This is a genomic window from Phycisphaeraceae bacterium (genome assembly GCA_019636555.1).
GTDB lineage: Bacteria > Planctomycetota > Phycisphaerae > Phycisphaerales > UBA1924 > JAFEBO01.
Map to the genome: position 1 here is coordinate 2998456 of JAHBXH010000001.1, position 24993 is coordinate 3023448.

Annotated in this window: 20 protein-coding genes; 7 read left to right on the top strand and 13 right to left on the bottom strand. The window is 63.1% G+C overall.

What is annotated here, in order from left to right; translation table 11 throughout:
• The first annotated feature begins 94 nt into the window (after positions 1-94).
• Genes KF691_12885 through KF691_12900 form a run of 4 tightly spaced genes read left to right on the top strand, consistent with a single transcriptional unit; the run spans position 95 to position 6961 of the window.
• Positions 95-3814 (top strand): hypothetical protein, encoded by a 3720-nt coding sequence (locus KF691_12885; GenBank protein ID MBX3390337.1) that lies wholly within the window; start codon positions 95-97, stop codon positions 3812-3814.
• Positions 3811-4515, top strand: coding sequence for a hypothetical protein (locus KF691_12890; GenBank protein MBX3390338.1), 705 nt, complete (start codon positions 3811-3813; stop codon positions 4513-4515). The genes KF691_12885 and KF691_12890 overlap by 4 nt, the downstream gene beginning before the upstream one ends.
• Positions 4512-5714: a terpene cyclase/mutase family protein gene (locus KF691_12895; GenBank protein ID MBX3390339.1), complete on the top strand. Its 1203-nt coding sequence runs from the start codon at positions 4512-4514 to the stop codon at positions 5712-5714. The genes KF691_12890 and KF691_12895 overlap by 4 nt, the downstream gene beginning before the upstream one ends.
• Positions 5711-6961, top strand: coding sequence for a hypothetical protein (locus KF691_12900; GenBank protein ID MBX3390340.1), 1251 nt, complete (start codon positions 5711-5713; stop codon positions 6959-6961). Before KF691_12895 ends, KF691_12900 begins: the two co-directional genes overlap by 4 nt.
• 50 nt (positions 6962-7011) lie before the next feature.
• On the opposite strand, the gene mraY is transcribed toward KF691_12900, so the two are convergent.
• From mraY to KF691_12915, 3 genes are all read right to left on the bottom strand, one after another.
• Positions 7012-8199: a phospho-N-acetylmuramoyl-pentapeptide-transferase gene (gene mraY, locus KF691_12905; GenBank protein MBX3390341.1), complete on the bottom strand. Its 1188-nt coding sequence runs from the start codon at positions 8197-8199 to the stop codon at positions 7012-7014.
• 95 nt (positions 8200-8294) lie between these two features.
• Positions 8295-9743: a UDP-N-acetylmuramoyl-tripeptide--D-alanyl-D-alanine ligase gene (locus KF691_12910; protein ID MBX3390342.1), complete on the bottom strand. Its 1449-nt coding sequence runs from the start codon at positions 9741-9743 to the stop codon at positions 8295-8297.
• Entirely contained in the window at positions 9740-11356 is a 1617-nt protein-coding gene (locus tag KF691_12915; protein ID MBX3390343.1) for a UDP-N-acetylmuramoyl-L-alanyl-D-glutamate--2,6-diaminopimelate ligase, read from the bottom strand. Before KF691_12915 ends, KF691_12910 begins: the two co-directional genes overlap by 4 nt.
• A 156-nt stretch (positions 11357-11512) precedes the next feature.
• Here KF691_12915 and KF691_12920 point away from each other — a divergent pair, with 156 nt between their 5' ends.
• A complete protein-coding gene (locus tag KF691_12920) occupies positions 11513-12649 on the top strand; it encodes a hypothetical protein (protein ID MBX3390344.1) in 1137 nt (378 codons plus the stop codon).
• A 3-nt stretch (positions 12650-12652) separates the two neighbouring features.
• On the opposite strand, the gene KF691_12925 is transcribed toward KF691_12920, so the two are convergent.
• From KF691_12925 to KF691_12960, 8 genes are all read right to left on the bottom strand, one after another.
• On the bottom strand, positions 12653-13918 hold the full coding sequence (locus tag KF691_12925) for a GGDEF domain-containing protein (protein MBX3390345.1): 1266 nt from the start codon (positions 13916-13918) through the stop codon (positions 12653-12655).
• 21 nt (positions 13919-13939) lie between these two features.
• A complete protein-coding gene (locus tag KF691_12930; protein MBX3390346.1) occupies positions 13940-14515 on the bottom strand; it encodes a hypothetical protein in 576 nt (191 codons plus the stop codon).
• Between the two features lie 125 nt (positions 14516-14640).
• On the bottom strand, positions 14641-15786 hold the full coding sequence (locus tag KF691_12935) for a UDP-N-acetylglucosamine--N-acetylmuramyl-(pentapeptide) pyrophosphoryl-undecaprenol N-acetylglucosamine transferase (GenBank protein MBX3390347.1): 1146 nt from the start codon (positions 15784-15786) through the stop codon (positions 14641-14643).
• Complete coding sequence (locus tag KF691_12940; GenBank protein ID MBX3390348.1) at positions 15783-17048, bottom strand: FtsW/RodA/SpoVE family cell cycle protein; 1266 nt, start codon at positions 17046-17048, stop codon at positions 15783-15785. Before KF691_12940 ends, KF691_12935 begins: the two co-directional genes overlap by 4 nt.
• A gap of 157 nt (positions 17049-17205) precedes the next feature.
• Positions 17206-18915 (bottom strand): 30S ribosomal protein S12 methylthiotransferase RimO, encoded by a 1710-nt coding sequence (rimO, locus tag KF691_12945; protein ID MBX3390349.1) that lies wholly within the window; start codon positions 18913-18915, stop codon positions 17206-17208.
• A gap of 193 nt (positions 18916-19108) precedes the next feature.
• Entirely contained in the window at positions 19109-19588 is a 480-nt protein-coding gene (locus tag KF691_12950) for a hypothetical protein (protein MBX3390350.1), read from the bottom strand.
• A 350-nt stretch (positions 19589-19938) separates the two neighbouring features.
• Entirely contained in the window at positions 19939-20316 is a 378-nt protein-coding gene (locus tag KF691_12955) for an ATP-dependent Clp protease adaptor ClpS (GenBank protein MBX3390351.1), read from the bottom strand.
• Between the two features lie 140 nt (positions 20317-20456).
• Positions 20457-21809, bottom strand: a complete 1353-nt coding sequence (locus KF691_12960) for a 50S ribosome-binding GTPase (protein ID MBX3390352.1) — start codon at positions 21807-21809, stop codon at positions 20457-20459.
• A gap of 63 nt (positions 21810-21872) precedes the next feature.
• On the opposite strand from KF691_12960, the gene KF691_12965 reads away from it, so the two are divergent.
• Entirely contained in the window at positions 21873-22304 is a 432-nt protein-coding gene (locus tag KF691_12965) for a dual specificity protein phosphatase family protein (protein ID MBX3390353.1), read from the top strand.
• Between the two features lie 216 nt (positions 22305-22520).
• Here KF691_12965 and KF691_12970 read toward each other — a convergent pair whose 3' ends face one another.
• Positions 22521-23150, bottom strand: a complete 630-nt coding sequence (locus tag KF691_12970; protein ID MBX3390354.1) for an ATP-dependent Clp protease proteolytic subunit — start codon at positions 23148-23150, stop codon at positions 22521-22523.
• Between the two features lie 124 nt (positions 23151-23274).
• Positions 23275-23880 (bottom strand): ATP-dependent Clp protease proteolytic subunit, encoded by a 606-nt coding sequence (locus KF691_12975; GenBank protein ID MBX3390355.1) that lies wholly within the window; start codon positions 23878-23880, stop codon positions 23275-23277.
• A 324-nt stretch (positions 23881-24204) separates the two neighbouring features.
• Between KF691_12975 and KF691_12980 the strand changes: the two genes are divergently transcribed.
• Positions 24205-24984: a metallophosphoesterase family protein gene (locus KF691_12980; protein MBX3390356.1), complete on the top strand. Its 780-nt coding sequence runs from the start codon at positions 24205-24207 to the stop codon at positions 24982-24984.
• Positions 24985-24993 lie beyond the last annotated feature (9 nt).

Here is a 24993-nt window from a genome sequence, read left to right on the forward strand (position 1 = left end):
CGTTCGAAAGTGGTTATTGGGAGCGTGCTCGCGATGGCCCGAACCTGACCGTGCGGGGTTGCGCTCCAGATTGCGATTGAGTTCCTGAAGCGCCATGAACCATGAGCCCGGCACGCCAGCCTCCGTTCCGGCTCCCTCGCCCGTTGCGGGCGTGGCGAAGGCGATCGCCCCTTCGCTCGCCGCGCTCCGATGGCGAATCCGGCTCTGGTTGATCGTTGATCGGGCGAGCACTCTGCTCGGTTCGGGGTTAGCGGTCTGTCTCGCGGCGGGTCTTTTCGATTACCTGATCCGAATGCCTCGCGCAATGCGCTGTGCGCTCTGGCTCATCGGAGTCGCGCTGATTCTCGGCGCGATCCGCAGGTACGTTTTGCCTGCGATTCGGTTTCGTCCGTCGCTCACGGATTTGGCGCTCCGGATCGAGCAGACACCGGCGGGTCGGGAAGCCGGGCTGCGCGATGTACTGGCGGCCGGCCACGAGTTCAACATCGCACAAGCCGGACCGGGCGCGAGTTTGCGCCGGCAGATTGCTTCGATGGCGTCGGGTCTTTTTTCCGACCTGCGCATTGGCACCGTGCTGCGACCGGTGGGCGGCGCGAGGCGCGGGTTAACGCTCTTGATGCTCACGGTTGCCGTGCTTGCTGCCGTGGTGTCTCTCGCGCCCGTGATGACTCTGCTGGGCGCCAAGCGAACGCTGCTCCCGTGGACCGATGCGCAGTGGCCAAGCCGAACGGCACTCTTCGACGCGACCGCGGAGCGCGCCCACGCTCTCACAGCGGCGCTGCCGATGCGCGCCGTCTTGACGCGCACCAACCGGTCTCCAGGGCAAACGCGCGTCGAACTAAAATATCGATTGATCGATGGCGAACGGATCGGCGAGTTACAAACCGCGTTGTTGACGCCGCAGGGCGTGAAGCGCGATCGCGAGGTGCATGGAGAGGTGTACGAGCGATTGCTCGAGCCGCGTGCCCTCGCAGAAGCCACGGGCGGAGTGTCCTCCAAAGCTGATCGGCGGCTGGAGTACTGGTTCGAGACGAGCGACGCTCGCACGGAGTCGGCCATCATTCAACTTGTCGAGCCGCCCGCGGTGACGCGGCTGCGTGTCACGGTCGAGCCTCCAAGCTATGCCGCCACCGCAATCGGAAGCGAATCCGGGTTCGTCAGCGGAACGAAAGACTTGGGCCCGGGGAAGCCCGAAGCCCCGGCGGTTGCACCGGTTTTGCAGGGCTCGCGCGTGGGTGTTGAGTTCACGCTCAACAAGGAGATCCCGCTTCCGATGTCAGCGTCGGGAGCAGAAGCAAACGCGTTCGCGACCAAGCTGATGCAGGGAACTACTCCGCCGGCGGATCTTGAGATACAGCGGCTGGAGAACGGCTTCCGGCTGAACTGGCTCGCTCAGGAGACCACCCGATTCGGGGCGCTTCTCGAGGACTCCTTCGGCATCAAGAGTCAGGATCCCTCGGCGGTTGGCCTTGTCGTCGTGCCGGATCGTCCGCCCACGCTGAGCGTGCTCAAACCCGCACAGGATGAATCGGTGCTGGCGTCGGCCGTTATCGACGTGGTGGGTGAAGCCCGCGACGATGTGGCGCTTGCGTGGCTGACGCTCGAGGCCCGCGTGCTTGCGGCGCGATCCGATTCACCCGGCGCGCCGCCGGAGCCCCGCGGCCAACCGGTGGAAATCGCGAGTTGGAAAGCGGAAACCGACGTTGCCAGTCTGCACGAGGCGCGCGCGGAGACCACCATCGAACTCGGCTCGTTCGACGTGAAACCAGGAGATGAAATCCATCTTTACGCCGTCGGCAAGGACAATTTCGCGCTCGACGGGCATACACGCGATCCGGTCCTGTCCGCGCCGCGCAAGCTCCGCATCATCGGCGAATCGCAGTTCATCGAGCAGATTCTCGCCGAACTCGGAACTCTCCGCTCCGCGGCTCAGCGCATCGATCAGGATGAGCAGAGGCTCCAGCGCCAGATCCCGAACCTCACCGAAAAGGGCGGCAGCGAGCGCGCCGCTCGAATGCGGAAAGACCAGCAGAGTCTCACAGAACGGATCACACCGCCCGCGGCACTCGTCGATCGACTCACCGAGCGCGTAGATCGCAACGCGCTCGCCGATCGAACCCTCCGCCAGATGCTCGAAGAATCGCGGCGTCTGCTCGACGAAGCCGCCGACCGTTCCAGGGAAGCGTCCGACGCACTCGATCGCGCCCAGGCGATCGACCCGGACGCACCGGCGGACGCCTCCGAAACGGAGCAGGCTCGCCAAGCGCAATCCGCGGTGCGTGACGCGATGGCTCGTCTCGCGTCGGTGCTGGATCAGGGAAAGGACGGCTGGGCCACTCGGCGTGAAATCGAAAAGCTGCTCGAGGATCAATCGCGACTCTCGGAACAGACACGTGATCTTGCAGAACAAACCGGCGGGAAGAAGCCGCAAGACCTGACCCCGGCGCAGCGGCAGGATCTCGATCGCCTCGCGCGCGCGCAGCAGGAGCTTTCCCTGCGCGCCCGCGCCGCAACCGACGCTCTCCAGGACCGCGCCGCGAAAACCCGATCGACCGATCCGGCGCAGGCCGAGGCGATGGAGCGTGCCGCCGAGCAGTCCTCGCGCGATCAGCTCGAAGAAACGATGCAGCAGGCGGCGAAGAGCGCGGGCGAAAACCAGACGGCCAGCGCCAACGACTATCAGAAAAAATCGGAAGAGACGCTCCGAAAGATGATGGAGGAATTAGACAAGGGAACTCAGAAGAAGAATGAATCACTCCGCCGCATGCTCGCCGATCTCGTCGAGCAGATTGAAGACTTGATGATCCGCCAGTCGGCGGAGCTCGAGAAGCTGGCCGATTCCGCCAAGCTCGGCCCCAATGAGACCCTCGATGGCGCCCAGATCCGATTGAATCAGGACACGATTTCCGTCGCGGATTCGGCCCGCAAGGGCGGTGCCGAGACTGCACAGGTCGCCGACGCCGTCGACGCCGGAGCGAGCGATCAAGCGTCGGCCGTGAAGAGCCTGCGTCTTTCGCCCGCCGATACGCCGGGTGCCGACCGCTGGGAGCGTTCCGCGCTTGCACACCTCACCGACGCTCGCGATCTCGCGAAGAAACTGAGCGACGAGTCGAACCGACGCGAAACCGAGAAACAGCGCGAGGAGCTGCGCAAGGCCTACGACTCCGCCCTTCAGCAGCAGATCGCGATCCGCGCCGATTCTTCGGGCTTCATGGGGAAGGAGCTCTCGCGGCGTGACCGAGCCGCCGTTCGCTCGCTCGGAGATAAACAGGAAGAGCTGCGGATCCGCATCGCGGATCTCCAGACGCAGACGAAGGAGCTTGCCGAGGAAGGAGTCTTTCACTTCAGCCACAAGCGGCTCGATACGCTCATGAATCGCGCCGCGAACGCATTAAGAGACGGCGTGGCGTCCAAGGGCGTCGACGCCGATCAAGCCGCGAGCGCCTCGCTCCTCCGCTCGCTCGTTGATGCGCTCTCGCAGCTGAAGAACGAACAGGACTTCCGTAACGCCCAGGGCGGGGCCGGCGGCGCCGGCGGACAACAAGGCGGGCCGCGTCCGGTCATCCCGCCGATTGCCGAACTCCGGCTCTTGCGTGCGCTTCAGCAGGATGCCGCCGGGCGAACACGCGAAGCCGCGGAGCAGCCGGGTGATGTCGCGACGATCGTGGAGATCGGACGCCTCCAGCGCGAGCTTGCGGATCAGGGAGAGGGCCTGATCAAGAAACTGTCGCAGCAGCAGGGTGGCGGCCCGAAGCCGCCGGGTCTCCCCGGCAAGCCCGTTGATCCAATCAGGCCGGGGGAGGGTCCGCAGTGAATCTCATCAAACCATTGCTGCTCATCGCGATCCTCTCTTGGCACGGGGCACATGCCGCACCCGATACGCCCGCTCCAACGAAAGACGCCCCAAAGCAGCAGGCGAAGCCGCCTCAAAAGCCCGCGTCAGAGATTCCCGATCTCGATTCGCTGCTGGGGACCAAGCCGGACAAGCAAGAAGCCAAACCCGATGCCGCCGATCCTTCAAAGCGAGAACTCGATCGCCAGTTGTCGCTGCAGGAACAGGCCGACGAATTCGCGAAGGCCGTGGAACTGATGAACGAAACGGCGGATCGCGTGGAAAACGACAACGACACGGGGCTCGCGACCCAGCGGCTTCAGGAAGACATTCTCACCCGACTCGATCGGCTCATCAAGGCGGCGCAGCAGAACAGCTCGAGTCAATCGAAAGAGCAGCAGGATCAGGACAAGGATCAACAGAAGAACAAGAACATGCGTCAGCAGTCGCAAGCGCAGTCGAAGCAGGCCGCGACAAACAACCCCGCCGACCGGGCAGACGGCCCAGATCGGGAAGACGGCGCCCTCGGCTCCCCTCCCGCAGCGCCTCCCGCCTCGTGGGGAGACCTGCCCGCCCACGTGCGTGACGCTCTGCTTCAGGGCTTTTCCGACAAATTCAGTTCGATGTATCAGAACATGACCGAGTCGTACTACCGCAGACTGGCTGAAGAAAAGAAGAAATGAGCCGCCGGAACTCCAATCGCGTCGTCTTCTCTCTCGCACTGCTCTGCTGCGCAGCTCAAGTGATCGGCCGCCCGGACCAACCCACTCCGCCATCTGAGCCTGCGCCCGCCGAGCGGCCCTCGCCGCCTCAATTGCCTCCCTCGCCCGAGGAGCCCGGATCTCCCAAATCGCTGCCCACCACCAGCGACAAATTTGATCTCCCCTTCACCGGCGATCACAAGTCTGCACAGAATGCGCCGACCGAAGGCGAGATGACACCCCAACTCGACGCCGCGATTTCGCGCGGCCTCGCATGGCTCGCGCGAAAACAGAGCCCCGACGGGAGTTTCGGTGATGATCGCTGGGGCCGTTCAGTCGCGATCACGGCGCTCGCCGCCATCTCGTTCATGGCGGACGGCAATCTTCCCGGTCGCGGACCCTACGGCGAAAACGTCGAGCGCGCTCTCAAGCACGTTCTCGACAACTGCACCGAATCCGGGCTGATCGCCGGCGATACCGCCGCCGCACCGATGTACGGGCACGGCTTCGCGACGCTGTTTCTGTGCGAGGTCTACGGCATGACCGGCGGCGGACCGGATGCCGCGCAGGCCTCTCGGTTACACAACGCGGTGCTTCGCGCCGTGCGCCTGATCTCCTCGACTCAGAATGATGAGGGCGGTTGGCGCTACAACCCCATCCCGAATGACGCCGATGTTTCGGTCACGATCTGCCAAATCATGGCGCTTCGATCGGCCCGCAACGCCGGGCTCGACGTTCCGAAACAGACGATCGATCGCGCGGTCGACTACATCCGTCGCTGCCAGAACGACGACGGCGGTTTCAAGTATCAATTGACGCCCGGCCCGAGCGCGTGGCCTCGCTCCGCCGCCGGAATCGCCAGCCTGTACTACTCCGGTGTCTACGAGGATGCTCAGATCGACAAGGGACTCGACTACCTCCGCGACAACGCGATGCCCGGCAAGGTTGACCGCTCGAGCCCCCATTACTTCTACGGACACTACTACGCCGCGCAGGCGATGTACCTCGCCGGAGGCACAAACTGGAGCAAATGGTGGGTCGCAGTCCGAACCGAACTCATCGCTTCGCAGCAGGGTGAAGGCTACTGGCAGGACCCCGGGGTCGGAGATGTGTACGGAACCGCGATGGCCCTCATCGTCCTTCAAATGCCCAAGCGTTATCTGCCGATCTTCCAGAAATGATGCGCCGCATATTCACTCTTTGTCTCTTCGTTGCCGCGATCCCGCCAGGCGCCACAGTTGCCTTCGCGCAGGAAACCGCGCCGGGCCGAATCGTGATCCTCGATCGGGACCTGCACCGGATCGCCGGTTCGCTCGAGAGTTTTTCCGCGAACACTCTGCAATACACCGACTCCACGGGACGTTCGCGCTCCATTGAGCGGGCGAGAGTGCTCGCGCTCTTCGGCACGCGATTGCACAGTGCTTCGGTCCCGTCCGCATTGTCCGCCGGTGATGGAAGCGGCGGCGTGCCGGGCATTCTGCGCCTGACGGACGGTCAGGTCGTCCCCGGGTTTCTCATCGCCTCTGATTCCCCGGGCGAAAGCCTTTCGTGGCGCAGCCGCCGGATCGGACAGTTTGTCGTGCCGCTCGAGCGTGCTTCATCTCTCGCGCTCTCCGACGCTGTTCACGAGGAACAAAGCCCGCAGCGTGACACCGCCGTCCTCGCCAACGGCGACCGGCTCGAAGGCTTCGTCGTCTCGATCGGGAAGCAGCTTGTCATCGAAGTTGGTGGCAAGAACAACGCGATCCCGATCGACCGGGCCACGCAGATCGAACTCGCGAACCCCGTTGAACCGGGCGCGCTCCCGCTTGTCTTTCTGAGTGACGGCTCGGCGCTCGCGGCAACCGACCTCGCCAGCGCGTCATCGCCCGGCAAGCCTTCGGCACCGAGCGCCACGGCGACGGCACAATGGGCGCTCGCCTCCGACGGCGGAACCGGTCTCGTTGATATTGAATCCATTGATTCGATTCTCTTTGAGCCCCGCGCCGTCGTGCCGCTCGCTTCCATTCCGATCGAACATTCGGTCGGGCTCGAAGGACGACGCTGGACTCCGACGCCTTTCATCTCGCCAGTAAACTCTGCTCCGCTCGGGCTGGCATCCATCACGATTTCCGGTCCCGCGCAAGTTGATTGGATACTTCCAGACGGCAGCCAGAAATTCGGCGCCTCGATCATGCTCCCCCCGGGCGCAGCACCCTGGGGGAATGCCGCCGTGTCCATTCTGGTCGCCGATGCATCGGGGAGTTTCCGCGAAGTCGCGAAAGCCGAGCTTTCAGCGGACAAGCCGGCGGCAGATATCGTCGCAAATGTCACGGACGGAAGCGTTCTGCGACTGGAAGTCCGCAGCAGAGCGTACTCGGATGTTCAATCTCGCGTCACGCTCGGCGAGCCGCTTGTGCTGAGAAAGCCCAACTCGACGCGGCGCTGAAGCGAATACCAGGCGGATTCGTTCACCTGCCTTTGTCCTTCATTCGTCGCCTAGCGCACTTTGATCGAGACCATCGCGAGCACCACGAGCAAAACCGTAATGATCCAGAAGCGGACGACGACCTGCTGCTCGGTCCAGCCCGAGAGATGCAGGTGATGGTGATACGGCGCAACCTTGAAAATGCGCTTCCCCTTCGTGTACTTGAAATATCCGACCTGCAGCACGACCGAGCCGGCTTCGATCAGGAACACGCCGCACATCGCGAGCACGACGAATTCCTGGCGCGTGATGACCGCGACGTACCCCGCCATCGCGCCCAGCGAAAGCGCGCCGGTGTCCCCCATGAAGACACTCGCGGGGGAACAGTTCCACCACAAAAACCCGAAGCAGGCTCCGGCCATCGCGCCGGCAAAGACCGCGAGTTCATCCCCCATCGGAATGTGCGGCACAAGCAGATACTGCGACGCCGACTGACTCCCGGCGATCAGTGCCAGCACGACCAGGCCGATTGAAACGATCCCGCTCGTGCCCGCCGCCAATCCGTCCATCCCGTCGGAAATGTTCACGGCGTTGCTCAGCCCCGTGACGATGAGCGTCGCAAAGAGCACGAAGAGCGGAACCGACAGGTAAAAGAGCGAAGTCGATACATTGCCGGGGCTTTCCCAGGTCTTTTGCCCCGGCAGGTTGAGCACATGGAGCAGCTCTTCCTTCGTGGCCCCTCCCTGCCGGAACAGGAAGTACGAAACGAGGGCCGAGATAGCAAGCTGGAAAACCAGCTTTTCCCACGCATACAGCCCCTGACGGCTCTTGCTGCCTCGCCGCGAGGCCGTCAGTTTCAGCCAGTCATCCACGCCCCCAAGCACCGCGAACGCGACAAAGACCATGAGGCCCGCCTGAACAAAGAAATGGCGGAGGTCTGCCAACAGCAGCACCGAAACCAGAATCGCCCCGGCTATGAGAATCCCGCCCATCGTCGGTACGTTGGCGCGGCTTGCAGCGTGCCGCTGGAGAGCTTCGGCATCGCTGAGACCGGCATCCCCGATTTTCAGCCGCACAAGCATCGCGATGACGCGCCGCCCAAAGACGATCATGATGGCAAAGCTCAAAACCGCCGACGCCAGCGCGCGGAACTGAATCTGGTCAAGGATTGCCAGCGGGCTGTAGAAGCCTCTCTCGCCGAGCCATTGCCCATGTTCGGAGAGCCAACGCCGGGAGTAATCGAGAAGGACGTAGAGCATGAGGTATCAGAAGACCTGCCGGGGGCAGGCCGCGCCCCCCGTCCCGTTTGTTCGTTCCGATAGCTTTGCCAACCGCACAATTTGCGCCTCGGACTTCAAACCCCAGTCTCCTGGGTTGTTCGAAGCGGACTCCCGGCGGAATCAAGTGCTCGGGCTACGCGCTCGACGCCCATGCCTCGAGACCCCTTCAGAAGCACAAAATCGCCCGGTTTGAGCATCGAAGCAATGCGTCTCGCGTGCTCGTCGTCCATCCGCGGCAGGTTGACGACGCGCTCACCCGCCCACTTCTTCCGGACGCGCTCGGCCGCGAACATCATCAACGGCCCCGCCAGCACGACGAAATCGATCGATTGATCGCTCGCAACGGCCTCGCCGATTTCCCGGTGCGCGTCCGGCCCCGCATCTCCCATTTCGAGCATGTCGGCCAGCACCACCACCCGCCTCGCCGGATTCCTTTGACGCGCCAACACAGAAAACGCCTTGAGTGCCGCGAGCATGGAATCCGGATTGGCGTTGTAGGCGTCGTTCAGGATCGTGATCGGGCCGTGCGATTCGAGCCGCATCCGCATCTCGGGAGTGGCAGCCTCGGCGAGGGCGGTTCGAATGACCGTGTCATCAAGCCCGAATCGGCGCGCCACGGCAACCGCCGCCGCGCCGTTCAGCGCGTTGTGCGCACCGAGCAACGGCACCCTGAATTGCGCGCGCTCGTTGATCGAGAAAGAGGTTCCCAGTTCATCCGTCGCAACCGACCCGACTCTCAGATCGGCCTCCTCGGTCATTCCGAAGCGCAGCATGCTGCCTCGCTTCCCTCCGAGCATCAGCCCGCGCACGACATCGCCCAGCTCGACCGGCTGATCGGCGATGATCGCGACGCCGCCCGCGCGAATCTCCGAGGCGATCGCTGCTTCTTCCTCGAGAACTCCCTGCACGGAGCTCAGCCCCTCCAGATGCTCGCGCCCGATGCTGGTGATCACCGCGATCTCGGGGTTGACGACGGAAGCCAGTTGCGCGATCTCCCCTTTTTCGTTCGTCCCGACTTCGCAGACCAGGTACTGATCCCCCTTGCGGGCCGAAAGTATCGTCAGCGGCACCCCGATCGCGTTGTTGAAACTCTTGGGCGACGACACTCCCCGAAAGTGACGGCTCAGAACCGACTCGACAAGCCGTGAGGTCGTGGTCTTGCCGTTCGACCCGCCGATCGAAACGACTCTCGTGCCCTCGAGTGTCCTGCGATATTCGCCGGCGCACCTGAGCAGCGCCGCACCGACGCTTTCCACCTGTACGATCGGCAATCCCTCGGCGACGCCGGATGCACCCGAAGCATCCTCGACGACCGCGAGCGCCGCCCCCGCTTTCTCCGCCGCACCAAGAAACTTGTGCCCGTCCACTTTCTCGCCCTTGAGCGCGAAGAAAATGTTGCCCCTCTTCAATGATCGGGTATCGATCGACGCGCCCTGTGCTTCGGAGCGTGCATTCGCGCCCGGCCTGACGAGCCAGTTCCCGCTCAAGACCGAACGCAGATTCTCGAGTTGCCAGAAACTCATGGTTCCAGAATGCTCCCGGTTTCAGATTTCGCCCGCCCGACTCGCATCATCGCTCGCCTTTCCGCGATCGCCTCTCTCGCCACCTCGCGGTCATCGAAGTGATGCGTCTCCGTACCGCCGCGACCGTCCGGAAGTATCTGGTCGGTCTCATGCCCCTTGCCGGCGATCACCACGATGTCGTCCGCCCGCGCGATTGAAACCGCATGAAAAATCGCCTGCCGTCGATCGGCTTGCACACTCGTCTTGTGACGATCCGAGTCGTCGACGCCGATCAGAATCGAATCAATGATGTCGCCCGGCTTTTCTGTTCGAGGGTTGTCGCTCGTGATGATCGCGACATCCGCAATCTCCGTCGCGACCCGCCCCATCTTGGGCCGCTTGGTGCGGTCCTTGTCGCCGCCGCATCCGAACACCGCGATCAGCCGCCCCGAGCCGACGACCTTCTTCGCGGTTCCGAGCGCATTCCGCAGAGCGTCTTCGGTGTGCGCAAAGTCAACCAGCACGAGCGGTTCATCACCCCGGGTCGGAACTCTCTCGAGCCTTCCCGGCGGCGCATCGAGCCGCGAACATCCTTGCGCGATCTGCTGGACATTCATTCCGCACTCAAACGCGCAGCAGACCGCCTGCAAGACGTTCATGGCATTGAACGATCCGATCAGAGGCACCCAGGCCTCGAACGATCCAAAGGGGCCGACAAGCCCGAGCTTCATCCCGGTGCGGTCCATCTCCACGATGCGCACCGAAGCGCGCCCCGGCACCGCTTCCTTGCTCTCACTTTTTACTCCCTCGCAAAGAATCTTCCTCGCGATGCAACCAGCCAGCATTCGCTCGGCGGCGTCGTCCTGCGTGTTCACCAGCGCAAGCCCATCGGCTGGCAACATGCGAAAGAGCTCGGCCTTCGCGTTTGCGTACTCCTCCATCGTCTTGTGAAAATCCAGGTGATCCTGCGTCAGATTCGTGAAAACGCCGACCCCGAAACTCAGGGCGGCGACGCGTTTCTGCGCGAGCGAGTGGCTGGAGACCTCCATCGCCGCGAATCTGCAGCCGCTCTCGGCCATCATGTTCAGCGTGCGGCTCAGCTCGATCGCCGGAGGAGTCGTCATTTCCGCTCGCGCGACCTCGTTCCCGTCGTCGATCATCACCGTGCCGATCAGCCCCGTCCGCAAATCCACACCGTTCAGCAGCCTCCAGAGCAGCCAGGTCACGGTCGTCTTGCCGTTGGTCCCGGTGACTCCGATGCATCGCATCTTGTTGCTCGGTTCGCCGTAGAAAGTCTCCGCCAGGTACGCCGCCGCCCGTTCCACGTCGGCCGATTCGACGACAGCGCTGCGTGCGACGGAACCACCCTCCGCGGCAAGATCGAGCCCGGATTCTGATTTCACCAGAATCGCCGCCGCCCCGGATTTCAGCGACTGCTGGACAAATTGGTGTCCGTCCGCCTTCGCGCCCGCTCGGGCCACGAAAAGCGATCCCGGCAGGACAGTCCGGCTGTCCTCCGTGACATCGCAGATCCGAACCGACGCGAGGCCCGAAGCGATCCGAAGCGACGCCCGACCGAAGCCCCTTTCGGTCATCCGGGCGTTGGCTCGGGATATCAGATCGTCCAGCCGCATATCTCGCCTTCTCCTCGCAATCCCTCCATACAGATCGGCGCAACGTGCCGCGCCACCGGTTCATTTTTGCGGGTTGGACGCCTCAGTTCTTTCCGCCCGGAATCTTCCGCGTCCCGCCGGATGCTTCCGCTACGCTGTTTGCATCGAGGCCGGCGCATGACTTCCCTTGCTCAATCAACGATAGATCAACCGGGCGGCCCCGAAATCCAGGGCACCTGCGCGGTCATTTTCTGCTTCGATGTCGGGCAGGCGATCGATCTGAATCAGGCGACAGAAACCCTGGCGCGCAGCCAGGCGCTTCCAAGCCCTCAGCGTGAGCAGCTCCAACTGACCCGCCGCGCGCCCCGCTATTTCAATTTCGATCCCGCTCCGGTTCGGTTCTTGCAGTCTTTCGCGCCCGCTTCCCGAGCCGGCTTCCAGTTCGCGAATCGGAGCGAAACCACGCTGTACGATTTCGGCGGCGCCAGCGTCGTCTTCACGATTCCGATTGCCGGCAGACTGGGCGATCTCGTCTCCCTCGCAAACGCGCTCTCCTCGGACGATTCACTGCTCAAGCAAGCCCGCGAGCAACTAAGCGCGATACTGCCCTCCCTCGAGAGTGCCATCTTCCGCCCCCGATTCGATGACCTGACGGAGGACTACGTCACGTTCCAACTCGATCGATTCGGCCGAGAGTCGGACCAGCTCGAAGACCTGCTCCGGGCCAACCGCACCCTCATGGCTCAGATCCTGCGCGGCGACGCTTCCGCACTTTCGGCCCAGGAAATCGACGAAGCCCTCGCTTCACGCATCAGCTACTCGCAATCCGACGCCGCCATTCTCGATTTCTCCGCCGGCTTTGTCATCGGACCAGACGCCTCGGACCTGATGGACCTCATCGAATTCGCCAACGTCGAACTCCTCGAGATCCGTCACCTCGACGAAGCCCTCGACGATGCGCTCGAAGAGGTGTATCCGATCCTCTCACAGCACCCCCGCGGCCGCGCAAGCAACCGTCGTCTTCGACGTGTCGCCGTCCTGCAGGCGGATGCAGCGATCCTGTTCGAGGGCGTGAACAACGCGATCAAGCTCGTCGGCGATCACTTTCTTGCCCGTTTCTATCGACGGCTGACCGATCGATTGCACCACCCGGAGTGGGATTCATCCGTGCTGCGCAAACTCGGCGTGCTCGAGAGCATCTACCAGAAACTCAACGATCAGCAGGCCACGCGGCGCATGGAGCTGCTCGAGTGGATCATCATCATCCTGATCGCGCTCTCGACCGTGCTCTCGCTCTCACCGCTGCATTTCTGAATCTCAGGCGGGGTCCACGCCGGGACCGAGCATGATGACGTTCTTGCCTTGCCGCTTGCCTTCCATCGCGCGCTCGTCCGCCTTGCAGACAAGATCCGTCGCGGTCAGACCGTCCCACGGATAGGTCGCAAGCCCGCCCGAAATCCGCAGCGTCGCCGGAGCTTCGGCCGTGAGTTTGGGAAACTTCGCCTCGCGAACCTGCTGCTGAAATCGCGCCGCGATCTGGTAGATCGTCTTCGGGTGGCGGCTCGCAGGGTCGCGCGGGCCTTCGGGTTCGTTGAAGATCACCGCGAACTCGTCGCCACCGATGCGACAGACCCGATCGGTGGGTCGAATCACGCTGCGCAAGAGCCGGACGGTCTCCTTCAAGATGTCGTCGCCCGCCTGATGCCCGAAGCGATCGTTGAAGCTCTTAAAATCATCGATATCGAAAACCAGCACGGTCACGCTGTGACGCTGCTTGCTCGCAATCTGAAGCGCCGCGCCGAGAAACTGATCAAAGTAGCGCCGGTTCCACGCGCCGGTCAGCGGATCCGAGTAGGCCGCGAGCCGCAGCCGCCTCATCTGCTCCCGCAGTGCGACCCACGGCGCGAGCGTCGCAGTGTGCAGCGCGAGCCTTTCCGGTCTCAGCCCCTCACCAAGCAACGTCCCAACCACAGCGCCGCCCCACACAATCGCGGCGCCGTTTTCGACAAGCCCTCGCTCAACCCGCAGATTTTCAACTCCAAGCTCCGTCGCAATCCCACGAAGCACGACCGCGACCGGATCATTTCCTGCCGCCATCGCGTGCTCCGGCCTCGATTGCAACAATTCTTCGGTCTCGCTCGGCGCTTCGTTACGGCGATCGTGCGCACTCGGCTGCGAAGCTTCTTCCGAAGATTGCGGCTTCCGGGGTGACCGAATCTGTTCACGGATTTCTTCCGCCGGACGACTCGCATCGAGAACCGCATCCACGGTTCTTGCGATCCCATCCGGAGCCGGAGACGTCAGCATCACATCAACCGCAGGATCAACGAGCCGCAATCCCGCGACTACTTCTTTCAGCGATTCGTCCGCACGCTCGCCGGTTCCGGGCATCGCGCCCTCGCCAAACACGACAACCGCGCGCGCGGGCGATTGGTCGTCGATCGGATCCGCAAGTTCCGCGATTGCTTCCATCGGGTTGCGCACCCGGAGCAATTCCAATTCCGGATCGAGCCGCAACTTGGCATCAAGTCCGGTCCGTCCGACCAGTATCACCCGCCTTGCTTGCTCACCGTGCGACGACATGCCTTCCCTTCGCTGGCAAACTCAGGTACCCGGCTCCGCCGCACTCGATTCATCACCCAGCAGCATCGCCAGTTCTTCATCCGTCAGAACCGGAGATTCCGGAGCGCCGCTCTGCGGCACTTCCGAATCACCCTGCCAGTCTCCGGCCAGCCGAAGCGAAGGGGTGTTGCCTCGTTTGTCATACGTTGCTTCGCTGTTTTCGTTCGCCTTCACAGGTCCAGGCTTGCCGGAAGATGCTGCCGCCACAGCAGTTACAGCCCCCGCGTCCGCGATTTTTCCGGACGAGCGCCAGGCTGCGACGTCCGCCTCAGAAACCGCGCGCAATTCCATGCCGCTGCCGGCCTTGCGGCAGATCCAGCAAACCGCGCTCGGCGCGCTGTTCGACAACGCAGCAACAAGCTCGTGCGGCCGCGCGAGCGTTGCGGGCTGTACCAACACCACCACAACCTTGCCACTGCCATCCCGCCGCGCATGCTGCACGGCAAGCCCGATTGCCATGTAGGTTGTTTGGGTTTCCTCCACGCGAAACCCACGCCGTGCAAGCGCGTCTTTCAACTGTGTCGGCGCAGCCTCGTTACCACGGCAAATGATCGCCACGGTCCCACTCTCGAGCGGAGATGCTCTGCTTCTCTCCATGCTGACGTCCGAAAATCGCGGCAAGTCCGGTCCGCCGACCGGATGCTTCAAGTGTACCGCGCCAAGGACGATTGCCCTCTGCGAACTCAAACCATTGCGAGAATCGCATCGGCAATGGCGCTCGCGCCGTCCGCAGGGCCGAGTTCTCGGAGTTTCTCTCGCATCGCTTCGCGTTTGGCGCCGTCCGCCATCAGCGAAACCAGCACCGTTCCGGCTTCGGCCTCGTTCGCAGCAACGTCGATCTCATCCTTCACGATCGTCGCTCCCCCGGCGTGTTCGAGGGGCAACGCGTTCTGCCTCTGATGCTGATCTTTGTGATACGGATAGGGCATGAAGACACTGGGCACTCGATTCGCCCAAGCTTCACCCACGCTCCCGGCCCCGCACCGCCCGATCGCCAGATCCGAAGCGCCCCACACACGCCCCATCTCGCGAAACAGCGGCTTTACGATCGATCGAACGCCGGCTTTCTCATACGCGACCGCGATCGCCTTCTCATCCAGCGAGTCCTTCGCGACCGCAACCGGACCGCACTGATGGATCACCTGCCAGCCCTCGAAGGCTCTGCGCTGGTGTTCGAGGAGCGCCACCATCAGCCGATTGATCGTGCGCGCGCCCTGACTCGCGCCCGTCACAAGCAGAGTCTTCAACTCGGGGTCAAGCCCGAGCTCGCGCCGGCAGAACGGGCGATCGCCATCGGCGATCGCCGCCCACCGAACGATGGGACGAACCCGCTTCCAGGTCGCGTCCCCCGCGATTTCCGCCGCCGTGAACACGGCGTCGCTTCGGCCGGCGACCCAACGGTTCGCACGCCCCGGCGTCGCGTCGAGATTCACGAGCACTACGCGCAGCCCTTCTTTCTTTGCCGCGGCGACGACCGGCGCGCTCACGAACCCCCCCATCGCGACCACGATCGTTTTTCCCTGCTTCGCTTCCCGCGAGAGTTGTCGTCTGCACCGCGCCACAACCGAGCGCCAGGACCACAAAAACCCCGCCAGCGCGCGGGGTCTCATCGAAAACGGCCGCGCCGGGATCGCCACAAACTTGGCGCTCTCTTCGGTCAGAATTCTCGCATCAAGCGGCCGAGTCGAGCAGAAAAACTCAGACTCGATTCCTTCCGCGCGTTCCGTGAGCTGCTCGGCAATCGCCAGCGCCGGATACAAGTGTCCGCCCGTGCCGCCTCCGGCAAAGATCACCCGCAAACTCTGCTCGATTGGCTTTCCGCCGTTCACGCCGCGACCGATCCGGATTCCGCGATCTGTCCCATCCGGAGCAAAGGGACTTCACTGGCGCCTGCGGCATCGCGCTCATCGCTCGTCCGGTCGATCGCGATCAAAAGGCCCAGCGACATCGCCGTCAGAATCCATCCCGTTCCGCCCGCGCTGATCAGCGGCAGCGCGATCCCTTTCGTCGGTGCAACAACAGTCACGACCGCGAGATTGATCACCGCTTGCAGCCCGATCGTAATCGTCGCGCCCAGCGCAAACAGCTTCAACGCCGGCGAGCGCTCATGCTTCACAATCGAAAGACCCGCCCAGATCAGCAGCACAAACAGGAAGATCACCGCCGCCGCGCCCGGAATTCCGAGTTCCTCACAGATGATCGAGAACAGGAAGTCCGTCCGATCTTCCGGCAAGTAGCCCTTGCTCTGTAACCCAAATCCGAGACCGCGCCCGAACCCTTGGCCGTTCGCGATCGCGATCAGCGACTGCACCTGGTGATAGCCCGTTCCTTCGGGGTCCTTGTACGGATCAAGGAAAGTCGTGATGCGCGTCAACCGGTACGGGCTCTTGATCACCGCCGCGGCAACGCCCGCAAGACCCAGCGGGACAAACATCAGGAAGTGCCAGATTCGCGCGCCGCCCGCGAGCAATATCACGCAGCACGCGGTTGTGATCAGCAGCCCGGTGCCCAAGTCTTCGATGACGATAAACCCCGCCACCGCGCCGATTGCAACCAGCGCCGGAGCCAGCCCCTTGAAGAAACTCTTCATCTGCGGCCCGCGCACGGCGCAGTACCACGCGATCAAGAGCAACATTCCCCACTTGGCGATCTCGCTCGGCTGCGCCGAAAGCCCGTCACCTAACCCGGGAATCGTGATCCACCGGTGGCTTCCGTTCTTGGATTGTCCGAGTCCCGGCAGATACACGAGCGCCAGCACCATCAGCGAAAGTAAAACGCCCAACGCAAGCCCAGTCCACGCCTTCCTCACATCGTGCTGATCCGAATCCTGCGCCCCCGCGCTGCCGACAAGCTGCCGGATAGGCATGAACGCCATCACCCCCAGCATCACCATCGCGACAAACATGTGCATCGTCGCGCTGGTCAAAAGCACCGATTTCAGCGTAAGCGGCGCCGCCTCGACCGGAGTACCCGCCGGAGAGAGCGGCCCGGCAACGCCGGTCACGCTCAGCCCCGCCGAATTCACCATCACGACCCCGATCGTGAGGAGCGCGAGTGCACAAAGCGCGATGACGTGGCCGGCACGGATCATGGATTCGAATCTGCCGCGAACCGATCGCTCGACCTGTCCCTGCGGGCGCAACCCTCCCTCGGGCCGCGCGGGACTCGATGGTCACAGTATCGACCGCTGCCCGCAACTTCCTGCAATGACGCGACTTGACGCCCCGGTGGGCAGACAAACTCCGCAGTCAGCGAAGTACTTTCAATCCCACGCGCTTCTCGATCTCGCTCACCGGCTTGGCGACAAGGTCGTATCCGTCGCTCCCCACCACCACGCACCGCACGACCTCACCCGCTGCAAGTTTCTCTCGCGACTGGACATACGTCACGGCATCGATCTGCGGAGCCTGGAATCTCGTCCGGCCTTGATACAGCCTGCCCCCGTCGCCGACACCGCTGGTCTTGCGGCCGCTGGTCCGCAGTCCGGCATCGATCACCACATCCAACACCGTCGCGCCGCTTCGGATTGACTTCTCCGGGTGCTTCTCATCAAACCCGCTCGCCATTTTCTCCGCCTTCGCGAAAGCGAGTTTCTGCTGCAGTTCCATCACCTCGTTCCGCCGGCGCATCTTGTCTTCCGGAGCCACCGCGAGTTTCGGATCGTCTTCCATCGTTCCGGCGACGGTCCCCGCCTCGTGGCTGTACTCAAAGACCCCGACCGCCTCGAAATCCATCTCCTCGATGAACTCGAGCAGCTGCTTGTGATCCGATTCCGTCTCGCCCGGAAACCCGCTGATGAACGTCGTGCGCACCGACATACCCGGCGTTTGCGCCCGCAACTTCCGGATCACATCCGCTTGCTGCTTCCGTGTCACATTCCGCTTCATCAAGCTCAACACCCGATCGCTCGCGTGCTGGAGCGGAATATCGAGGTACGGCAGCAGCCTTCCCTTGCTCGCGAGCGCCGCAAACGCCTCGATGATCGGATCACTGAAGTTGCTCGGGTACGCGTACATCAGCCGCAGCCAACCCTGCCCGTGATTCGCGTCGTCCATCGCATCCGAAAGCGCCTGCAAGAGCGCCGGCAGTCCGCCATAGCTCGAGAAGTCCGCACTTTGGCCCTTTGGCGCTTTGGCCCTTTGGCCATTTCGAAGCCCAGCGCCAATGTCGTCGCCGTAGCTCGTCGTGTCCTGCCCGATCAGGAGCAGCTCGAATGCGCCGTCATGAATTAGTTCGCGCGCTTCCTCGACGATCCGATCCAGCGGCTTGCTCCGCATCTTGCCGCGGATGCTCGGGATCGTGCAGAACGCACAATTTTGATTGCAACCCTCGCTGATTCGCAGATACGCGTAGTGCCGGGGCGTCAATCTCAGCCGCGCCGAATCATCTTCGAAATACCCGATCCCCTTGCCGTCCTTCCCGTTGACGGTCAACCCCGTCACGGTCATGTCGCGCGCTTTCGCCGCCGCCAGCGCGTTCGCCGCGATCCAGTACTTCGGCCCGTCCGACGCTTCCTTCATCGAGCCCGCGCGCTTTACCTCGGCCTGCGCGCCGACCACCGCCTCGACGATCTTGTCGCGATCAAAGACGCCCACCATCGCGTCAATGCCCGGCGCCCACTCGAGCATCTTCGCGCGATGCCGCTGCACGAGACACCCCGCCACCACGACACGCTTCACATTCCCTTTTTCCTTCTCGCGGATCGCGTCCTGGATCACCTGCAGCGATTCATCTTTCGACGCTTCCAAAAACCCGCAGGTGTTGATCACCACCGCGTCGGCGCCCTGAAACGCCGAGCCCTCATCGCTCGGGTCGTAACTCACGGGCGCGAGCCCGCTCTCCGCGAGCATGCCGAGCATCTTCTCGCTGTCCACAAGATTCTTCGGACAGCCGAGGCTGACGAGAGACACCGATCGGACCTCGTCCGATTTCCGCTTTTTCGCGAGAACTCTGGGCACCCTTGATTATTGGGCGCAAAACGGGAGAGAACGCCGAGCACGCGGAGATTGCGGAGAAACGCGGAGTCGATCAATTGACCCGTCAAAAGGTGGATTCGCCGGCGTCCGTGCTCCATTCCGCCCGCTTTTCACCTCCGCGAAACTCCGCCCCCTCGGTGCACCTTGCGTTCTCTTCGTTTCGCATCCATTCAGGTCAGACCGACCCGATCGTCTTCCCCGTCACCATCCCCACCGTCGCGCCCGCCAGCGGGAAATGCTTCATCAGCATCTGCGCCAGCTCCTCCGGGCTCGAGATCACAAAGTGGCACGGGTTCTCGATCTTCCAGCCCACAAACCGAAGCGCCCGCGCCAGGTGGTTCTTCGTCGTGCACACCGTCAACTCATCCCCGCTGAAACGCACGGGCAAGACCCGAAATTGCCACGCCTGCCGCGGCGTCACGCTCGCCAGCGCGTCCGCCTCGAACCTGGCCGAGTGCAGGTTGTACTCGCCGGTGATCTGTGAATACTGCTCCGCCCAGGCCCGCTCGACATCCTGCGCTGAAACGCCGAACAAGTGCTCCGCCAGTTCGCCGAACGGACGTCCGACCGCACGCTGCTCGGTGAGAATGTCCTCCACCTGCTGCTGGGTGAGAACGCCCTGACGCACCAGTAGATCGCCAAGCCTGAGAACCATGCACACCTCCCCGCCCACACACCTGCGTGCACGCGCGGGGACCGACACGGCGCCCGCGAGCGCATCGCCGTGTCTGGGAAGTTCATCCGCCGCCCCCCGAGAAAACGGGGCACCGGCGGACGCTCATCCATCGGCCGCCCTGACGATCGCGTGCGTTCCCGCTTCAGAATTTTTCCCGTCCGGCGCGCCAGTGAACGGATCGCACCACACAGCAGTTCTGTGCCGATTCGCCACTCGCCAAATCCAAGAAAAACGGCGTACCTGTTGGCACGCCGCTCATTCATATTCCCTGCTTGATCTTTCCGGACGCGGACCGCTTATCGGCGCCGCCAAGCCCGATCTTCCCGCAGTTATTCGCCCGATTCGATCGTGACCGTCAGCTTCTTGGTCTGGAACTGCTCTCGGTACAGCTCCGCCCGCTCCTGGTGCGTGACCAACACCAGCGCGACGCCCGAAGCGTTCGCTTCCATCGTCACTTCAACCGCACGCCCGTGATCGAGCGGCGTCAACTCGACGATCGAATCCACAACGTGCTCGATGGTGTTCACGGCGTCGTTGTGCAGCAAAACCTTGAACAGGGGCAGCGTGTCCACCGGTCCGCGCGTCTTCGCCGGCGCCGGCTTTTCCGCAACAGCGACACGTCCCTGATTCTCCGACCCCGTATCGCCCGAAGGCGTCGTCGAAGAACCCTGATCTTCCGCGGCCTGATTACGAATCCGATCGCTCATCGAATGCCCTCCGCGAGCCTCCGGCTCGCACGGGACCCAAATCGTCAGCCCCAACTGTATCGGCCCTGTTTCGCCCGGGCGATCAATCCCCTCAGGTTGGCACCGACAAACTTTCATCAAGATTGCGAACACCCGCCAACCTATTTCCCCACGCAAAACGTTGCGAACACCCGTCCGATCACATCGTCCGGAGTCAGTTTGCCGGTCAATTCCCCGAGCGCATCCAGTGCCACCCGCAGCCGCCCCGCGATCACCTCCGGCTCGCCCAACGAACAGCCCGAACTCGCTAATTCCCCTTCGATTTCCCGCAATTCCCGACTCGCGGCACCCAGCGCCCGCCGATGCCGCGGCAGCACCCCGGCCTTCGACTTGCCCCCCCACGCCTCGTCCGCGATCGCCCGCCTCAGCGACGGCAAATGAAAACCATCCAGCGCCGACACAGCGATCGCCTCTCGCCCTTCCGAAGCCCGCGGCAGATCCGCCTTCGTCCGCACCCGGATCGCCCGAGTTTCCTTGCCGAATTGCAAACTCGACTCATCGAATCGCCCGCTCGGATCGCACCAGATCACCACATCCGCGCGCGAAAGAAACTCCCGGCTCGCATCCTGCGCTCCGGCATCCACGCTCCCGCGCGCAATCTCATCGACTCCGGGCGTATCGCAGAGCAGCACTTCGCCGCCCCCCGACAAATCGCGCGAAAGGTCCAGCCTCTCTTCGAGCACATCGCGCGTCGTGCCGGCTTCCTCCGAAACAACCGCGCGCCGCCGACCAAGCAGCGCATTGAACAACGTGCTCTTCCCCGCGTTCGGCGCTCCTCCCAGCGCAACCCGCGGCAGCGTGCTCTCGACTTCGCAACCCGCCGCAACCCCGAGAACTTGCTCGATCTTCGTCGCGAGCGCGCCCGCGCGCCGGCGCAGGTCTGTCCCCGAAATCGCAACCACATCTTCCTGATCCGTGAAGTCGATCCCCGCTTCGACCAGCGCGAGCAGCGTCATCGCCTCATCGGCAAACTCGCGATACATCCTTCCGCGCTCTCCCGAAACCAGCCGCTTCGCCTCATCGAGTTCGCTTTGACTCTGCGCTGCGATAAGCGACGCCACACCTTCCGCCTGCGCAAGCGAGAGCCGCTCGTTGAGATACGCACGCGCCGTGAAATCACCCGGCCCCGCCATCCGAATTCCCGGCGCCGCGCCGATCGCCCGCGCAATCACCAATTCAACCAGCGTCGGGTTCCCCGGCATCGCGATCTCGACGACATCCTCGCCCGTGTAACTCCGCGGCCCGGGAAACACCGCGATCATGCACGGCATGGACGACGAACCGCCCAGCCGCATCCGCGCCGATGCAACCCCGCGCTCGGTCCGCACCGATCGGGAGTTTCCCGTCAGTCGATCAACCGCCACAAACGCCCCCGGCCCGCTCAAACGCACAATCGCCCGCGCCGAAAAGCCCGGCGCCGTCGCGCACGCGATGATCGTGTCGCCCGTCTGCACCCCGAATTGTTGGAATTGTGTGACGCCGGCATTTGCCCGCGCCTTTTCCTAAGAATTAGGTGGTTGCATCAAATCCACCCCTACAGACTCTGGATCGGAAACGCTTCTGAAGCACGTGACTCGGCGCGTCTTCGCGCACTGGGAATCGCCGCCGTCATCGACCTCGCAGTTAACGAACCGCCGCCGGTGCTGAGTCGTGAACTGATGGTTTGCCGATTCCCCTTGCACGACGGCACCACCAATCCCGCCTGGTTGCTCCGCGCGGCAATCAATGCCGTCGTTGGACTCGTCCAGTCAAACGTCCCCACGATCGTCTGCTGCAGCGCCGGAATGAGCCGCGCGCCTTCCATCACAGCGGCGGCGCTCGCCAAGGTCACCAATCGTCCACCCGGAGATTGTCTCGCCGAAATCGCCGCAGCTTGGCAACTCGATGTTTCCAGCGGGCTCTGGGCGTGCGCCTGCGCCGCTATCGAAGACAACGATCTCCGCTTCTAGGTCTCAGCAATTGTCGCTCATTCGGTTCCGACCGGCTGATGGCACAGGTGATAGACACTCGCCGGACGCATCAAGCGCTTTTCTTGTTGTTTTCGCCGTGCCCTTTGTGCCCTCGGTGTTCTCCGTGGTGAATCACTCAAGCTGCCGCGCGGAGCCAAGCCAAAAGAAAAACCGCCCGGTTTTCACCGAGCGGCGGGAAGTAATCATCCGGATTTCTTACTCATCATCGTGCTGCCGCGGGCCCGTCGGCGTCGGCATGCGCGTCAGCACTTTGTCCACCAGCCCGTAGTCGACCATCTCCTGCTCATCGAGCCACTTGTTGCGGTCGCAGTGTTTGGCGATTTCGTCCGTCGACTTGCCCGTCGCCTCGCTGTAAATGTGATAGAGCCGGTCGCGGATGCGGAGCATCTCGCGCGCCTCGATCTCGAGGTCCGTCGCCTGCCCCTCCATCACGCCCGCGAGCAGCGGCTGGTGCATCAGATTGCGGCTGTTGGTCAGCGTGAACCGCTTCCCCTTGGTGCCGCTGGTCGCGATCAGGCTGCCCATGCTCGCCGCCTGCCCGATGATGTACGTGCTCACGTCGCACTGCACGAACTTCATCGTGTCGATGATGCCAAGGCCCGCGCTCACGCTGCCGCCCGGGCTGTTGATATACAGGTGGATGTCGTGCTTCGGATCTTCGTTCGCGAGGAAGAGCATCTGCGCCACGATGAGATTCGCGATGTCGTCGTCCACGGCGCCGCCAAGGAAGATGATGCGATCCTTCAGCAGACGCGAATAGATGTCGTATGCGCGCTCGCCCTTGGCGGACTTTTCGATGACGATGGGAATGAGGTGGCCTGACATATCAAATTTCCAGATTTGCAAAGGGCCAAAGGGCCAAATTGCTGGGGTTTTTGATCGCTCGCTGCTTTCTGCTTTGGCCATTTGGCGCTTTGGCCGTTTGGCCCTTTCACCATTCAAATACGGACTATCGAACGTTTGGAAGAATGCCCGACGCCTCCTTGGGCGGCGTCCGCAGCACTTCATCCACCAGCCCGTACGCCACCGCCTCTTCCGCAGAGAAGTAGCGGTCGCGCTCGCTGTCGGCGTGGATCTGCTCCATGCTCTTGCCGGTGTGCTCCGCCAGAATGCGGTTGAGTTCCGTCTTCATCTTGATGATCTGCTCGGCCTGAATACGGATGTCTTCCGCCTGGCCGGTCACGCCGCCAAACGGCTGGTGGATCATCACCTTCGCGTGCGGCAGAATGAACCGCTTGCCCTTCGCGCCCGCGGTCAACAGCACCGCGCCGCCCGAGTACGCCCGCCCGAGGCAGTACGTGCTCACCGGGCTGCTCATGAACCGCATCGTGTCGTAGAGCGCGAGCGTGTCGTCCACCGCGCCGCCCGGCGAGTTGATGTAAAAATTGATCTCCTGTCCTCTCTTCTGGTTTTCCAGGTAGAGCATCTGCATCATCACCCGTGCCGCCGACTGGTGATTGATCTCGCCGATCAGGAAGACAATCCGATTCTCCAAAAGGAGTTCGTCGATCGTCATTTCTCGGGTTCGCTGGTATGAAACGCTTGCCGCGGGCATGTGCTTTTCCTGTCTACTGGGTCTTCTCGCCCGATCCTACTCCGCCCCCACCCCGAAGCCCCGGTCTGAAAGGATCGTCACCGGAACCGGCCTTACTCCCGATCCATCGGCTTTCCGGCCCTTCCACTTGGTGCAATCCCGGTGCCGCATTTCGCAAGAAGCCAATGGGAGCCTCAACGGCCACCCGTCGCGTGCGAAACTCGCCCAAATCGCCTAGCATGACCCCCTCTCTGTGCGGGTGAGCCCGCATCATCCAGGTTTTCCGGCAGGTCGCCTGCCGCTTTGACACCCCGCATCTCACAGCCGACCAAGGGTTCTCCAACCGTGCCCACCGCCGTTATCAGCGACATCCACGGCAACGCCGAAGCACTCAAGCGGGTCCTCGAAGACATCAACAAGCGCAAGATCGACCAGATCATCTGTCTGGGCGACATCGTCGGCTACGGACCCGAGCCGCTCGAATGCGTGGACCTCGTGCGCCGCCACTGCAAGTGGTCGCTCATGGGCAACCACGATTTCGCCGTCCTCTACGAGCCCACCAACTTCAACGCCGGCGCCGAGTCCGCCGCGTTCTGGACGCGCGATCAGTTCGATCGCGAGACCGACGCCAAGCTCCGCGCCGATCGCTACGACTTCCTCGGCCGCCTCAAGGTCCGCATCGTCGAGCAATTGAACGACATGCCGTCGCCGATCCTCGCGATCCACGGCTCGCCGCGCCGCCCCATCAACGAGTACATCTTCCCCGACGATGTGAACAACGCGCCGGACAAGATGGAAGCGATCTTCGATCGCGTGACCTCGACCGCGATCGTCGGGCACACCCACGTTCCCGGCGTCTTCACGAGCGAACCCGATTTCTATCCGCCCGATGAACTCGGCACGGATCTGCGCTACCACTTCCGCGCCGGCGAAAAAGCGATCATCAACGTCGGCTCCGTCGGCCAGCCGCGCGACCAGGACCCGCGTGCCTGCTACGTCATCCTCTACCCCGAGTACGCGCAGTTCGTCCGCATCGACTACGACATCGGCGTCACCGCAGGCAAAATCAAGCTCATCCCCCAACTCCCCGTCTGGCTGGCCGATCGACTCTTCGAAGGCCGCTGACGCTCCCAA